12 protein-coding genes are annotated in these 15,311 nt (G+C 45.5%); 5 read left to right on the forward strand and 7 right to left on the reverse strand.

What is annotated here, in order from left to right:
- Positions 1–178 precede the first annotated feature (178 nt).
- Positions 179–1,867 (forward strand): carboxylesterase family protein, encoded by a 1,689-nt coding sequence (locus MSP8886_RS04670; RefSeq protein ID WP_067013267.1) that lies wholly within the window; start codon positions 179–181, stop codon positions 1,865–1,867.
- A gap of 184 nt (positions 1,868–2,051) precedes the next feature.
- On the opposite strand, the gene MSP8886_RS04675 is transcribed toward MSP8886_RS04670, so the two are convergent.
- Positions 2,052–4,595 (reverse strand): plasma-membrane proton-efflux P-type ATPase, encoded by a 2,544-nt coding sequence (locus MSP8886_RS04675; RefSeq protein WP_067013269.1) that lies wholly within the window; start codon positions 4,593–4,595, stop codon positions 2,052–2,054.
- Positions 4,596–5,081: 486 nt separating this feature from the next.
- Positions 5,082–6,209 (reverse strand): MBL fold metallo-hydrolase, encoded by a 1,128-nt coding sequence (locus MSP8886_RS04680; RefSeq protein WP_067013271.1) that lies wholly within the window; start codon positions 6,207–6,209, stop codon positions 5,082–5,084.
- 195 nt (positions 6,210–6,404) lie between these two features.
- Here MSP8886_RS04680 and MSP8886_RS04685 point away from each other — a divergent pair, with 195 nt between their 5' ends.
- Positions 6,405–6,818: a GNAT family N-acetyltransferase gene (locus MSP8886_RS04685; RefSeq protein ID WP_067013273.1), complete on the forward strand. Its 414-nt coding sequence runs from the start codon at positions 6,405–6,407 to the stop codon at positions 6,816–6,818.
- A gap of 114 nt (positions 6,819–6,932) precedes the next feature.
- Here the strand turns inward: MSP8886_RS04685 and MSP8886_RS04690 are convergent, their stop codons facing one another.
- The 3 genes from MSP8886_RS04690 to MSP8886_RS04700 are packed head-to-tail and all read right to left on the reverse strand — an operon-like array spanning position 6,933 to position 11,033.
- Positions 6,933–8,828, reverse strand: coding sequence for a methyl-accepting chemotaxis protein (locus MSP8886_RS04690; protein WP_067013275.1), 1,896 nt, complete (start codon positions 8,826–8,828; stop codon positions 6,933–6,935).
- 52 nt (positions 8,829–8,880) lie between these two features.
- Positions 8,881–10,182 (reverse strand): SLC13 family permease, encoded by a 1,302-nt coding sequence (locus MSP8886_RS04695; RefSeq protein ID WP_067013277.1) that lies wholly within the window; start codon positions 10,180–10,182, stop codon positions 8,881–8,883.
- Between the two features lie 32 nt (positions 10,183–10,214).
- Positions 10,215–11,033: an amidohydrolase family protein gene (locus MSP8886_RS04700; protein ID WP_067013279.1), complete on the reverse strand. Its 819-nt coding sequence runs from the start codon at positions 11,031–11,033 to the stop codon at positions 10,215–10,217.
- A gap of 237 nt (positions 11,034–11,270) precedes the next feature.
- On the opposite strand from MSP8886_RS04700, the gene MSP8886_RS22660 reads away from it, so the two are divergent.
- The gene (locus MSP8886_RS22660) at positions 11,271–12,002 is read left to right on the forward strand and encodes a GntR family transcriptional regulator (RefSeq protein WP_067013281.1); all 732 of its coding nucleotides are present in this window, start codon (positions 11,271–11,273) and stop codon (positions 12,000–12,002) included.
- Between the two features lie 191 nt (positions 12,003–12,193).
- Here the strand turns inward: MSP8886_RS22660 and MSP8886_RS04710 are convergent, their stop codons facing one another.
- On the reverse strand, positions 12,194–12,724 hold the full coding sequence (locus MSP8886_RS04710) for a peroxiredoxin-like family protein (RefSeq protein WP_067013283.1): 531 nt from the start codon (positions 12,722–12,724) through the stop codon (positions 12,194–12,196).
- A 125-nt stretch (positions 12,725–12,849) separates the two neighbouring features.
- Between MSP8886_RS04710 and MSP8886_RS04715 the strand changes: the two genes are divergently transcribed.
- On the forward strand, positions 12,850–13,692 hold the full coding sequence (locus MSP8886_RS04715; RefSeq protein WP_067013285.1) for an AraC family transcriptional regulator: 843 nt from the start codon (positions 12,850–12,852) through the stop codon (positions 13,690–13,692).
- A 1-nt stretch (position 13,693) separates the two neighbouring features.
- Here MSP8886_RS04715 and MSP8886_RS04720 read toward each other — a convergent pair whose 3' ends face one another.
- On the reverse strand, positions 13,694–14,647 hold the full coding sequence (locus MSP8886_RS04720) for a GlxA family transcriptional regulator (RefSeq protein ID WP_067013287.1): 954 nt from the start codon (positions 14,645–14,647) through the stop codon (positions 13,694–13,696).
- Between the two features lie 108 nt (positions 14,648–14,755).
- Here MSP8886_RS04720 and MSP8886_RS04725 point away from each other — a divergent pair, with 108 nt between their 5' ends.
- Entirely contained in the window at positions 14,756–15,277 is a 522-nt protein-coding gene (locus tag MSP8886_RS04725) for an isochorismatase family protein (protein ID WP_067013289.1), read from the forward strand.
- Positions 15,278–15,311: the final 34 nt, after the last annotated feature.

Below are 15,311 nucleotides of genomic sequence, written 5' to 3' on the forward strand. Positions count from 1 at the left end.
TAAAAGAAAAACAATGAGACCTTTGCACGATGTCACGAGCAACGCCAAGACGTGGCAAAAACAGGCGAGAAAGCGGAGTTTATCGCTATAAATGAGCATTTTGAGTCTGTTTTTAACAAAGTATTGGCAAGCGCAGTAGTCGTGCAAAAGTCTCACAATAAACATGGAAGAATAAAATATGCGCATTCAATACGCTCTTAAGCGCGGGCTATTCATTGGATTAATGGCAATGTTTGCGGGCGCTTTATGCGCGGATCCTGTTGTTTCGCTCTCAGACACGGCTAAGGTAGTTGGTAAAAGTGAACAAGGGGTGGATGCTTTTTTAGGCATTCCTTATGCTCAAGCTCCTGTAGAGGCACTCCGTTGGCAATTACCCCAGCCAGCTAAACCCATTCAAGGTACTTTTCAAGCAACACAAGAGGGGGCGATTTGTCCCCAGTGGCAACAAGGGAAGTTTAAAGGTGAAGAAGATTGCTTGAATCTAGATGTTTATCGTCCTGAACACGCTAAGCATAAGCTGCCCGTTTTAGTGTATATTCACGGCGGTAATAACCAAACGGGCGAAGCCCATGAGTTTAAACCTCAAGCATTGGCCAAAGCATTGAATGCGGTCATCGTACAAGTGAATTATCGATTAGGGGTGTTAGGGTTTAATCCGCTCAAAGCATTAAAAACAGAGCAGCCAATACAAGCCTCAGGTAACTTTGGTTTGTTAGATCAACTGGCGGCTCTGCAGTGGGTACATCAAAACATCCAACACTTTGGTGGACGAGCCGACCAAGTGACCGTTGCTGGATTTTCGGCAGGCGGACGTGATGTGATGACAATGTTGATTTCGCCTTTATTCAAAGGAAAATTTCAGCACGCCATTGTCTTTAGTGGTGGTATGACCACCGCCCCCGTTGCACCAAGCCAGCAAGTCTTTCGTCAGGCATTTGCGCCATTGGTCGTTCATGATCATATCAAACCAAATATCGCCTCTGCTCAGGCATGGCTCGCCAATGGTGGCAAAGCGGTTCGTGATTATTTACAGCAATTGCCTGCTGAGCGATTAGCGCCCTTAATGAAAGGTGCAGGGATTCGCATGAGCCATTTCCCGCATTTGTATCGAGATGGGGCGGTGATCCCTAAGCAAGGTTTTGCATCCACAGATTACAACAGTGTGCCAGTCATTATGTTATCGGGACAAACCGAGTTTTCGATCTTTGCTTTGACGGATCCCTATTTTGTTAAAGCATGGCATGATGGCAGCTTAGTGAATGATCCTGATATGCTTTCGAAATATCAGTTCGTTTATCACTACGGCGGAAAACTTTATAGTTTATTTAATGTGCAGCAGTCTGCCCAGAGAATGTTTGCCCACTATAAAGCCCCCATTTACGCCACAGAAGTGGCCTTTGGAAATGATCCTTTGGTCACCCGAAACGAACAGATGGCATTGCTGGGGGCATTTCACGGTGTGTTCATGCCATTACTGGATCGAACATGGCGTCAAGCCTTACTTGGTAAGGTTTTCCAGCAACCCGGTGCGGTGGATTTATCTAAGCAGTTTCGTCGCTATTTAGCCCATTTTATCCGTACAGGGAACCCCAATGGCCAGCACTTGGTTCGTTGGCTACCTTGGTCTCCTAAGCATGACAATCAAGGTCAATCCTTATTGGTCCTGAATGCCAATCGACATAAAGCCTTGATCCAGATGTCTTCCAAATCCTATGACGAAGCCGTTTTACTGGATGCCATGGCGAAGGACCATCGTCTTTCCGATCAGGCAAAGCAGGAGATGATTGATCAAGTATTGAATGGTCGTTGGTTTAGCAACTCATTGGATAAACGGTTCCATGTACCTTCTTTATGGCCTAAGTCATAATCGTTTAATGGCCTAGGGAAGGGGGATAAACCGTCTAAGTGTTAGGCTTTCAAAATATCGCAACGATAAGAGATGTTTTTAATAAAAGGGAGCCATTCCGGCTCCCTGGATTGTAATGATTTCAGCTTTTTTACCGTGAGCAGGCTGTAAAGCCCGTTCCAAGTCGTTTCTGGGCGTACATCATTCAATGATTGAGAGGTGTATTAACATATTTAATGGATCGGGCGCGTCGAGCGCTGCGGTTATCCAGTACATGGTCAATGGCGACTCGCACGCCACCCATGATAAATAACCAAACCAGTAGATAAACCCAAACTAGGCCAATTAAAGACCAAGGGATTTGTGGCACCAGTATGCCGAAACCACACATGAATACCGCCACCAGTTGGGTCAAGATAATGGCAATCAGTAAAGGAGTGGCCGGATAAGGCGGTTTCAGAAACCAGTCGTCCTTGCGACTTACCAGCATGAGTAAGTGGCCACCAGCGACCAGCTGCAGGAACATCATCGATTGCAGATGAGCCTCGTCGATTAAACCCAATGACTGGGCGTGGGCCCCATGCATTAAGGCCATACCAATCAGCAGTAAACCAAATGACTGTACCACAGAGAAAAAGCCTAACACTGCGGATACGGTCAACAATCTGGACATACGCCAACGGATCGGACTGGGCGAGACTTTATTATTGTCATAGGCCACTGTCATGATTGGAATATCATCGAGTAACGACATAATGACGATCATAATCGGTGTTAACGCCCGAAAATGCAGGAAAATAGTCGCCAGTACTACTAGAAACATAATATCCATAGTCAGTGCGACCCGGTAAATAGTGTAACTGGTAATACGCTCAAAGATGCGTCGAGCTTCATCAATGGCATTTTGTATCACCGACAAACCGGGAGCCGTCAGAATCAGCGCTGCTGCGCCGCGAGCCGCGTCGGTGGCACCGGATACGGCAATCCCGCAATCGGCCTGTTTCAAAGCGGGAGCATCGTTGACGCCATCGCCAGTCATGGCCACCAGATGGCCATTTTTCTGAAAGGTTTTCACTATGGCGTATTTATGTTCAGGAAATACCCGGGCAAAGCCATCAGCGGCCAGAATCTGCTGAGCAATCGGGGCTGGCACATGATCTGGGTCCATATCGGGGGGGAACACATCCGCCGCTGTCAGTATATTGGTTCCCAATCCCAGCTGACGGGCGGTTTCTTTTGCAATCGCGGTATCGTCGCCGGTGATCATTTTCACCGCAACGCCTTTCTCGCGCACACTTTCTATGGTGGATTTGGAGTCGTCCCGTGGCGGATCAAACATCGGCAGGATACCCAGCAGCGTCCAGGCACCGCTCTCATCCGAGCGAGCTACACCAAGAGCTCGGTAACCTTTGGCCGCTAAAGCAGAGACTTCTTTATTGACCGTCTCTTCGATCTCTTTGGCGGCTTGGCACAGTGCCACAATGGCCTGGGGAGCGCCTTTGGAAACTGAAAAATGCTGACCCTCAGAATCCACGACTTTTGCCATGGTTCGTTTAGATACCGGATCAAACGGGGTAAAGGATTCAACCTGATAAGACGCTAATAATGATTTATCGGGTAAAGCATTCATCACAGCGCTATCGATGGCATCCCCGTCTTCTGCGTGGGAAGCAAGCACCCCAGCCAGAATAATCGCTTCAGGGTCCGTTCCATTCATCGCAATCGGATCGCCAAGGGTCAGAATATTTTTCGTTAACGTGCCGGTTTTATCAGAACAGAGAATATCGGCCCCTGCCATTTCATCGATGGAAGAAAGCTGCGAGACAATGGCCTTTTCTTTGGAAAGCGCTAACGCACCAAGTGCCATGGTAATAGAAAATACCGCTGGCATGGCCACCGGAATGGAGGCTACCAAAAGTACCAGCACAAATTGCAAAATACTTAAGACATCTTTCACATTCCAGGTGCTGGTTATCACCACATCATGATATACCTGCACCGCCACCATAATGAGCGCTAAAATCACCGCCACCACGATCAGGAAATTACCAATCTGGAACATGGCGGTTTGCGCTTGACTGACTGAGCCGGCACCTGCTACTAATTTCGCGGTGCGACCAAAGAAGGTATTAAGCCCAGTGCCGATGACCACAGCGGTCATCTCCCCTTGTTTGACCACACTGCCCGAATAGGCACTGTCGCCCACTTTCTTACTGACGGGCAAGGACTCCCCAGTCAGGGCCGATTGATCAATAGAGGCGTAATCCCCACCGACCAGTCTTAAATCCGCCGGTACTATGCCTCCTATACGGATTTTTACAATATCTCCGGGCACCAGAGTTGCCGCATCGATTACCTGAAACTTACCATCACGCAGTACAGTGGCTTGAGGGGCCAGAGAGTTTTTTAGTGCCGATAATGCATTACTGGCCTTACTGTCCTGATACAACTCAAGACCCGCATTAAATAGCAGTAGGCCAAAGATAATGAAAAAATCGGCCCAATCACCCAAAAATAAAGACACCAGAGCAGCGGCTTCAATCATAAAGGCAATGGGGCCAACAAAGTAGCCGATGATTTTTTTCCAGAAACGGGTTTCTTCCTCAGGAAGCGCATTGGGACCATAGGAAGACAAACGTTGCTGTGCTTCCTGCTGAGTCAATCCTTGATCAGGATCCACATTCAGCTCGCTAAGAACCTCTTCTATAGGCAGTTTGGTGAAGTCTTTGGAGGCAGGTGTCTCTGTCATGGCAAATACACCTCGGCTTTTTGATTCGTACCACTTTCCGATGCACAACTTTTCATCTTATCTATCCTTATGGGCTGAATTCAATTTTTTGAGACTTTTGCACGATCGTGCAAAGGTCTCTTCTTAAGACAATGATGAATTGGACAGCTACTAAAATTTATGCGCTAAAGTTAGTAACCTAAGAAATCCAACGACTTGGTATTAAGAGCGTCCGTTCAATACCTATCATCAGTATCCTCGATTAAAATAGTACTCAGATCAGAAGGAATAAAATTGACCGACATCAATCATTACAAATTGTTATAGGGAAGAAGTAAGCATACAAAAAGGATAAAAACAGGCACGCATACAGCGGCCCTTAACCGCATACAAAAACTTTATGGCATAGAGAGTAGAGCCGTACAATGTGAGACTTTTGCCACGTCTTGGCGTCGCTCGTGACATGGTGCAAAGGTCTCAATGTGAGACATGGAGCACTAAGTTAGCCTAGGTGGAAGTGACGGACGTTTCCCCTTTATCGTTTATTGTTGCTGTCCACCATATCTGAAGTTTGGCTGGGTCATTAATCGAGAATATCTGCCCAAACTCGGGTGTGGTTAAGTCCACATCCTGTTGTTTTGCGGCGGCAACGACACGGTCAAAAGGGTCATGCCAAGTGTGAAACGCCAGATCGAAGGTGCCATTATGAATCGGCATCATCACCTTTCCTTTAAGGTCGATATGTGCCTGAACACTCTCTTCTGGTTTCATGTGAATAGTGGCCCAGTCTTTGTCGTAGGCGCCCGTTTCTATCATAGTGAGATCGAATGGGCCATAGGTCTCCCCGATTTCTTTAAAACCTGAAAAGTAGCCTGAATCCCCGCTGAAATAGAGGTTGTGTTGTGGGGTTTTTATGACCCAAGACCCCCATAACGTGCTGTTACTATCGCCGATACCGCGACCAGAAAAATGCTGGCAGGGAGTAAAGGCAATCATACCTTGGCTGGTTGGTTCTTCTTGCCACCAGTCGAAGGTTTTGATTTTACTGGTCGGGACGCCCCATTTTTCTAAATCCCCATCTACCCCGATTGGCACAAAGAACTGCTCTGTTTTCCCTGCTAGCAGCTTGATACTGGCTTTGTCTAAATGATCATAATGATTATGGGAGATGAGTACTTTATCCAGTTTAGGCAATTCAGCTAAAGAGAGTGGAGGGGTATGAAAGCGCTCTGGGCCAATAAACTGAAAAGGGGAGGCTCGCTCAGAAAAGACGGGGTCTAATAGCCAATATTCACCATACACCTTGAGCAAAATCGATGAGTGACCGAGTTTGACGATATGTATGGTGTTGTCACTGAGGCTAGTTAAATGCTGTTGGCGAAGTGGCCGAACAGGAATTTTGATATCGGGTTTAGTATCCACTTTTTTCTCTGTGAAAAAGCGAATCCACAAGCGAGCGGCGTCCAATAAAGATCGAGGCGTGGATGGGGCGTGATTGCGAAAACGTCCCTGCTGGTAAGGAGCAGCCGTGTTCGCGTTTTGCAGTTTGACCTTGGCAACAAGGGTCATATTGACCACGTACACTAAAATAGCTAACAGTATGAGTAAGGAGAAAAGCAGTTTTAGTAGCAACATAAAGACCCTGTTTCTTTAAGGAAAGGACATCTAATAATATTTGGATCAATGAATAAATTACAATATATGGCTGTTTTTTTGTCCTGGGCTATTCTTTTCTAGGCCTGTCTTTGTTCGTAGTAAGGGGTTATTCATACCTCTTGTGGTAAAAATCTTCTATGCTGTTGGCTTGCATGTTGCTATGAGGGGGCTTCAATGACAATTGCATACAAGGTGAATCAGGCTATTACTGCGACTCAGTTTATCGATCTGTTATCCAAAACAAGCTTAGGTGCTCGTCGTCCTATTAAGGATGTGGCAGCCATTGAGGCTATGCTCAAATATACCAACCTTTTAGTTACGGCTTGGCAAGGGGGGAAATTGGTGGGAGTGGCGCGATCCATGACGGACTTTACATTCTGTTGTTATTTATCTGATTTGGCGGTGGATGAAGCTGTACAAACGTCTGGTATTGGTAAAACGCTGATACGCATGACCAAAGAAGCGTTACAGCCTAAATGCTCACTGATTCTGTTATCGGCGCCTCAGGCTGTTAACTACTACCCTAAAGTCGGCTTTACTCAGCACAACAGTGCTTGGGTGCTAACGAATATTGAAGACTTAACCTAGCCTGGTTGCTAATAAAGAGCTGTTGCCAACAAAAAAAGCATCATGACAGCCCTGTCACGATGCTTTTAGGATCTATTGCTTCATTTTTTTGCTTAGTCCGTTTAGGGCTGGAGGTTAAATCTGAAACTGCCCGACTTCGTGATCCACTTGGCTAGCCAAGTGGTTTAAGCGTTTAGACTGATCTTCACCAACCTTACTTTCTTGTGCCAACTGCGAGGCCATTTGACGAATGACTTCACTGTTTTGGCTAATCTCATTCGTTACAGCGGTTTGTTCTTCTGCTGCGGTGGCAATCTGAGTCGCCATGTCAGAAATACTGATAATGGCACTGGAAATTTCTTTCAGCGATTCTGTTGCGGCGTCCGCGTCGTGTACACTGGTTTGTACCTTTTTGCTGCTATTTTCCATGGATCCTACGGCTTTCGTGGTTTGCTCTTGCAGCAGCTCGATCATCTTTTGAATTTCTTCTGTCGATGCATGGGTGCGCTGGGACAGAGTACGTACTTCGTCCGCGACAACGGCAAAGCCACGGCCGTGTTCTCCTGCACGGGCCGCCTCAATGGCAGCGTTAAGCGCTAATAGGTTGGTTTGCTCGGCAATTCCCGTAATAGTCAAAAGAATGCCGCTGATTTGCTGAGCATGATGATCCAAAGCGGCAATTTGTTCCGTCGCGAGATTGACTTCATTGGCCAGTTCGTAAATCGAATGACGACTTTGTTGGACCTGTTGGCTGCCCATTTCACCTAATTTAACGGATTCGGTGGCGGCTTTCGCGGTTTGTTCGGCATTGCCAGCAATTTCGTGCGTCGCAGCGGCCATCTCGGTGACTGCAGATGCAACCATATCAATTTCTTGTTGTTGCGTATTGACTCGAGAGGCGCTTTCTGTCGCAGAATGGGCAACGTTTTTCGCTTCCGCCGCCAAGCCATTAGACATGCTTTTGAGGCGTTCAACCACGCCATGCATATGACTAACAAAGTCATTAAACCCTGTTGCAAGTATACCGATTTCATCCATATGTTTGACTTCGATACGAGCCCGTAGGTCGCCTTTTCCTTTTGAGATTTCTTGCAAGGCTGTAGAGACACGATTCAAATCACGGAATAATACTTTAAACAACCAATATAAGAAGACGATAAAGGCGATGATCAAGATTGCAGCAATAATTAATTGACGCGTAATAACATTGTATACATGCTCCATTAGCATTTTTTTGTCCATGCTAAAGACCAGCATCCAATCAGTATTCGGAATTTTATGAACATAGGTAAAAACAGTTTGGCCATTGAGATCGGCTTCTTCCAGTTTATTTTCAGCATCCATTTTTTCTAAAGACGCTGAGGTAAAAAAGGGAGCAATGGATGCCGCTTTTTGCATGACATGCTCAGGGTTCGGATCAGCAATAATGTCATTCTTACTAGAGACAATCATGGCTTTACCATCGCCTGGAATGGTCATAGCTGCGAGCTGTTGGGACAATTGGTTCAGAGTTAGGTTGGCACCAACGATACCAAATAAGGTTCCTTGTTTATAAACTGGCTCAGCCAGTCGAATAGACAGCTTTTTCGTTGTCGAGCTCATCGTTGGACCATAGGTCGCCGCTTTACCGACGCCCATCGCTTCTTTGTACCAGCTTTTTTGTCTAGGGTCGTAATCTGGCCGCTTTGCATCTAAAGCTGGGTCTTGGCGATACATTTTACCATCGTTATTACCGTAGTAGACGATGGAGAACCCGCCAGACTCATAGGCTTGATGAATAGCCGGATAAGGAGACAAGTCCGGATGGTTTTCAAGTGTATGAGCGAGTGACGCCGTGTTTTTTTTGTGACTGTCTAGCCAGTCACTGACACTGTTGCCATAGGCACTGGCCGTGTGACTAATATCCGACAAAAGGGTGTTGTGCATTTGATCAGTTAACGAAGAGGCGGTTTCTGATACAAGATACCCTGCGGTGATGACCAGTGAGAGTATGCTAACACTCAATAGGCGAGTGCGTAGAGAAAGAGTCATTCAAAGCTCCAGATAAAACATGGCGCGGCTAGCGCCATGTTTTGTTGATAAATTAAATTGCGAAAGTGATGACAAGGTTATAGGTAAGGGCCGCAATAAAGCCAATTGGCGCCGCACGGAATAATAGTTGCGGGAAGAGCTTGCTGCGGCTTTTCTCATTGGGACAGGCTCCTAGAATAAGGCTGCCACCTGAAGAAAAAGGCGAAATAGCGGTTGCTTGAGCGCCTACAATGATACAAATAAACAGCATCATAGGATCAATAGATAAGCTTTGCGCAATGGATGGCACAATGGGGAATAAAGCTGGCGTAACCACCCCTAGTGTGCTGGCAAATAGTGACATAAACGCGGCCACCACACCAAAGGCAACGGGCACTAAATAAGACGGTATAGATGTACCAATCCAAGAGGCTAACAAGTTGATGGTGCCTGCTTTGATGGCCACAGAAATCAACATGCCTACACCGCAAATCATAATGAGAGTGCCCCAAGGAAGCGAGGCAATCGCTTTACGCTCGTCACCAAGTTTTAATAACAGTGCAATCACCGAAAACAAGCTGGCAATTAGACCAATGTTCATTTTTGAGTTGATAAAAGCAATAGTGTCATTATGTGGTGCAATAAGATGAGCAATTGGCGCAAGCAATACTAAAGCCATCATAATGATTGTTAGCCACAAAGTGGTTTTTTGCTCTCTGGTAAAGGGCGTTGGCACTTCTATATTGAAGGCACTATGTTGCATGTTGTGACGATGCTTAGTAAAGAAAATAAGTGATGTAATAACCAGAACTGGAATAATGGCGGTGCTAATAAAAATACCAATAGAGTTGATAAAGGCTTGTTCTGTACTAATGCCCACATTCATCATAATCCCTTGGAAAATGATCCCGCTTTGACTCGACATAAAGTTAGCACCCGCTAAGGCTCCGTAGCTTACGGACATGGCTCCGATAATCATGCTCATGCCAGTGCGTTGGCAAAGTAATAGCGTAATAGGTGCCATAAAAGCCAATACAGTGTAATAGCCAGCTCCTAATCCAGAGATGAGAGTCGAAGTCGCGAAGATGGCGTATGGCAACAAGTGGGGGACATTACGGCAACGATACATCAAATGCTCCGCCAACTTTTCTAGTGTGCCGTTGATGGTGGCAAAACTGTAGAAGAGTGATACAGAGAAGATGATAAAGAAAATTTTTAAGGGCCACATTTTGATAATGGCTGTTGGTGATAACCCCATGCCAAAACAACCAATCAAATAAGCAAAAGCAATTGCGAAAAGACCAATATTAATTCGAGTTTTATATCCAAGTATGATGGCAAGCACGATGCTACCAACTACTAATAAGCTTATCATTGTTATAGTTCCTAACTTTTACTATCGAATGTTTAAAACTTAAAACAGCGTGTCGGGTTCTCTATGAGGACTTTTCGACGTTCGTCTGGATCACTTAGCAGTGCATTAACGATATCGACTTGATCACTGTACTGAGTGCGAGTTTCAAACTGTGTATGTGGCCAGTCACTACCCCACAAAAAGCGCTCTGAATGACCATAGGCTTTTCGCAATAGGCTTAACATCTCCTTGGCTTGCTCAAGAGTGGCATTTGCCCGATAGGTGGCAGACAGTTTCATCCAAATAGGTGCGTGCTCTAACAACTGCAAGAACGCAAGATGATTTGGGTTATCAACATGAATACCATGGGTTGGGCGCGCGAAGTGGTCTATGACGACGTCCACACCTGAGTCAAGGATAATAGGTAAAACCTGATGAAGATCATCAATTTCACGCTGTATCTCGACTTGCCAGCCTTTCTTTTCCAATTTACCAAACAGGGCTCGCCACACGGGGGTGGTGTACTCTGCTAGTGTTTTCTTTATTAGGTTTAGTCGGATACCGACCACACCTGCATCTGCTAATTCATCTAATTCGCTATCGCTTATGCTGGGCTCAACAACAGCGATACCTCTTAATTTCTCTGAGTTTGCTTTTAGCGCTTCGACCATGAAATGATTATCTGAGCCCAAAAAGCTTGGCTGAATCAACACGCCGTGTGAAAAGTGATGACGCTCAAAAAGTTCGATAAATTCAGTATCCAGTGCATTGTACTCTGGAGCGTAGCGACGGTTTTGCGTTAACGGTAGGTCGCTACGAAAAATATGTGCATGGGTGTCTATACCGGTAATGGGCAAAGAAGAATAGCTCATAAAAAAGGCTCATTTGGTAAAAATAACGTATGCTATGTCGGTTTTTTATAAACATATATATGAATTAAGCCGTGACTATAGGTCTGAGTCTTGATCAAGTCAATATTCATATATATGAATTAGGTGATTTATTGTTCAGTGAAAAGCAAAAAGCTGAGTGTTTTAGACAATATTTAGTCATAGACGCCTATCTGCTCTAAGACTAAAATATACAGATTCAAGGTCGTGGATACTGTTATGGCATTTATAAAGCGTGATGAGCGACTACCGCTCTACCGACAAGTTCGTGAAGAAATTCTTGAGAAAATCAGTCAAGGAGCGTGGTTGCCTGATAGCGCAATTCCAACAGAAGCTGAGTTAACTAAACAATATGGTGTTGCCATTGGTACCATCCGTAAAGCGGTGGATACCTTAGTGAACGATGGGCTGCTCTATCGAAGTCAAGGCAGGGGGACTTTTGTACGACGCCCTGATTTCAATACCTCTTTATTTCGATTTTTTCGCCAGCAACCTGCCGATGGTAGCTTTATTGTTCCTGAAAGCCTTATCCTGTTAAAAGCATTACAGATGCCGCCTGAAGAGGCTAGCATTGCTCTGAACTTACAAGCGAATCAATTAGCGATACATTTGAAGCGACTGCGATTTCTAAAAGGCGTGGTTGTATTAACAGAGGATATTTGGCTGCCTGAAATGTTGTTTGCCAATTTAGTGGATATTGATAGTAATGAGATTGGTAGCCTGCTTTATCCCTTTTATGAAAAGCACTGTGGTTTACTAGTCGCATCGGCAACGGAAACTTTGACCATAGAATGTGCGGATGCCGATACCGCAAGTGCTTTAAAAATAGACACAGGTTATCCTGTTGCGGTGATCGAACGTCTTGCTTTAGGGTTCGATAAAACCCCCATCGAATATCGTGTGTCGCGAGGTTCTGCCGACACGTTTCGTTATCAGGTTGAGATTAATTAATGCGCATGACAAAACGAAAGATAAACGGAATATAAACGTTCGAACGTCTTAAACCCCTCCCTAACCCTCCCCTTAAATAAGGGAACTGGATATACCGCAGTAAAACACATCCCCTTACTAAGGGGGATGTGAGGGGGTATAAGGCTTCAATGCACTTATTTTTCTTAATGGTAGTGAAAAGAGTCTAGTGGCTAAACAAGTTCACCACGTGCTGGATAATGGTTGCTAACGGCGAATTCAATTGCGCCAAGTACTTCTTTAAAGCGCGGGCGAGCAAAAGGCATGGTGCTAATGTTGCTCCAATAGAGAGTGTGATCAGGTCGAACTAAGAACAAGCCTGGTTCAGTGAACTCACTAGGCTCTTCAATACCAATGCTGGTGACGCCTCGTCCAGCACTTCTGTGTAATCCCCAAGCTTGAGACTGTTCAGCGCTAAGGCCGTAACCCATCATTAGGTTTTCAATCTCCCATTCCCTTGATGCCTGTGCTGCTCTTTCTTCCGTATCGGAACTCAGTACGAGAATATCCACCCCCTTCGCGCTAAAGTCATCCGCTAGGCGACTTAACTCTCTCAGATAATTTTTACAAATAGGGCAATGCAAGCCACGATAAACAACCACCATGATGAAGTTTTCTGGTGCTTGTTGCGCAAGCGACCAAGGCCCCTTTAGAGTATTAATAGTGAGATCTGGGGTTGCTGTTCTTGGTTTTAGGATGACCATTTCGCTTACCTCATAATTTGATATTGGTTTTGATGAGGATAGTCTATGATGAAATATGATACGATTGATGATTAATTGTGTTTTAAATATTGCAGATCGTACTTTATCTTAAGAGGGAAATCATCATGGATCGTCTTTCATCGGTATTAAGTGCCTTTCGTCCTAAGGCGACTTCGATAAGTGCTCTTCATTGCGCTCGTCAAGGTGAGCACTTGGCTTTATCTGCTGATTCAAGCTATTGGCTTTACCTAGTGACTGGGGGGCTTTCGTTAACCGCGCAAGAGAATAGCCGAACCGAGTTGAAAGAGGGGGATGGCGTGTGGCTTGCGACGGGGCAGGATCTCAGCGTATCCCTTATCCAAGGTATACACGGTCAAAGCACATTATTGGTTTGTGAATTTGATTTTGCCACAAAAGCACTTAATCCATTGTTGGATTTAGAATGGCAATGGGTGAAAGTCGATAAAGGCGATGAGATTGCTCAGCAATTGGCGCCCTTGAAAACCATATTGCTCACTGAAAGTTTACAGCCCCGTTGTGGCTCTCAAGTGGTGACGGAAAGATTAGCCGAAGCCTATTTAGTGCAAATGCTTAGATTGTTTATACAACATCAAAAAATCGAATTGGGCTTATTAGCTGGCTTAAGTGATACCAGGCTGGCACGGGCAATCGTTGCCATCCATGAACAGCCTCAGCAAGCTTGGCAGGTGGCTAGCCTTGCCGATCAAGCCGGTATGTCGCGTTCGGTATTTAGTGGCTTGTTTAAAAGTACGATGGGAATGTCTCCCATGGCTTATTTAACGTCATGGCGTATGCGCCTCGCAGCGCAACGGATAAAAAATGGTGATAGAAATCTCGCTATTTTAAGTGATGAATTGGGTTATCAAAGTGAAGCGGCTTTTCGTCGGACCTTTAAAAAAGTCATTGGCGTAACACCGGGTGACATTGGTCGCCAAGCCCGCCTTTGAGTCAATGGGTTAAGGGTGATACAAACCGTTGACGAAAAGCACTAGGCGTTAAGCCTGTTATTTTGCGAAACGCTTTTCGGCAACTGCCAACGTCGTCATAGCCAACTTGTAGGGCAATGGTCTCAAAAGGTAGTGTGGTTTGTTCCAAGGTATCGCAGGCCACTTGAATCCGAAGGCGTTGTAAATATTCATTTGGGTTCAGCCCTGTGCTCTTAGCGAAACGACGCAAAAAGGTTCTGGGGGTGAGCTTAGCTAATTGCGCCATGGTGTCGGTGCGCTGAACGTGTGCGTAGTCTCCTTGTAAATGGTGCTGGACCTTGAGAATCGCCCCATCACCATGATCAAAACTTGGCTGAAACTGCTGATAATAGCGTTGTTCTCTTTTGCCTGTGTCGATGACTAAGGTTTTACCAAGTTGACGAACAATATGTGTATTGGTTAATGCTTGCACCAGTTCTAGCGCTAAATCCACCCAAGACATCATTCCGCCTGCGGTAATAACATCTCCTTGATTGATCAGAATCTTAGAGGTATCCACTGGTTGCTTAGGAAAACGCTCTCTAAGTGCACTTTCCAGTGCCCAGTGAGTTGTCATCACTCGTTTATCGGTGATCCCTGTATCCGCTAGGAAAAAAGCCCCCGCGCAAGCACTGCAAAGTATGGCACCATGCCTATGCTGGTGGATTAGAAAATCCTTAATTATTGGATTTGTCTGACTATAGCTTGCCTGGTTCAAAGAGGGTGGTAATAAGATGGCATGGAAGGCATCCTTGTATTGCTTGTCCCAACTTGCCGCTTGGATTTCTTTCTCACTTAATTGGTGAGTCGTAAGGTGAGTAGGTAAGCTGGCAGCCTGACAGGCTTCATTGGCAAGCTCGAATATTTCAGCAAAGCCATAGGCCGCCGATAATAGGCAGTCTTGATAAGCGACCACCGCAATATGATACTGTGTCATAGAGAAGATTCATTTTGTCATTTTAAGCCCTTAATATGGCAAATTTGACACTGCAATGGAACCGATCTTTTTGAGACGCTATGAATTTACCATCAATAGGAGCGTAATATGAGCCGTACTGCTTTATTAGTCATCGATCCACAATACGATTATTTCGATAATGGGAAGTTTCCACTTTGGAATGCTGACAACACACTAAACGAGATAGTAAGTGCTATTCATGCTGCAAAAGAACAAGATGCCGCTGTTGTACTGGTTCAGCATGTATCGGATGAGGAATCGCCTTTTTTTGTGGCAGATACGCAGGGCGTTAAGCTCCATCAAGCCATTCTAGATGCAGCTCCAGATGCCCCCATCGTCACCAAAGAACATGCCGATGCTTTCCAAGACACCAACTTAACCGAGCTGTTAAACGATTTAGAAGTGGATCGTCTGGTGGTTTGCGGCATGATGACACAAAACTGTGTGACACACACCGCGATTTCAGATGATGCCGACCCTTATCAAGTTAGCATTCTGTCGGATGCCTGCACGACCCGTGAAGAGCTGCTGCATCTAATTGCCTTGGATGCGATCAAAACAAAAGTAAAATTTACGGATCTGAAATACGCCTTCGAACGTCCTAACTAATATCACGGCATGAAGCGCTTCATGCTGTGTGTAA

It is taken from the genome of Marinomonas spartinae (genome assembly GCF_900089775.1).
Taxonomy (GTDB): Bacteria; Pseudomonadota; Gammaproteobacteria; order Pseudomonadales; family Marinomonadaceae; genus Marinomonas; species Marinomonas spartinae.